The following is a 305-nucleotide window of genomic DNA, read 5'->3' as shown; positions in this document are numbered from 1 at the left end:
TCGTCGAAAGCCAGCGCAACGGCTGGGGGATGCTCGGCTGGTACTGGCTGCCGCATCTGCCGATGCTGGTGCTGTTCTTCATCAGCGCGCTGGCCGAAACCAACCGCCCGCCCTTCGACCTGGCCGAGGCGGAATCGGAACTGGTCCCGGGCCACATGGTCGAATATTCCTCGACGCCCTATCTTCTGTTCATGGCCGGCGAATACATCGCCATCTGGCTGATGTGCGCGCTGATCTCGCTGCTGTTCTTCGGCGGCTGGCTGTCGCCCATCCCCGGGCTGCCCGACGGCGCGATCTGGATGTTC

General features: G+C 64.3%; 1 protein-coding gene. It reads left to right on the top strand.

Features of this window, described 5'->3' with window-relative positions; translation table 11 throughout:
- Positions 1 to 305: NADH-quinone oxidoreductase subunit H (locus A6X21_RS09700; protein WP_205847447.1), on the top strand; the 305-nt coding region annotated here is incomplete at both ends.

The sequence above is a fragment of the Planctopirus hydrillae genome, from assembly GCF_001707835.1.
Lineage (GTDB): Bacteria > Planctomycetota > Planctomycetia > Planctomycetales > Planctomycetaceae > Planctopirus > Planctopirus hydrillae.
The sequence above is the reverse complement of the archived record's forward strand: the minus strand, read 5'-3'. Positions and strand labels throughout refer to the sequence as shown.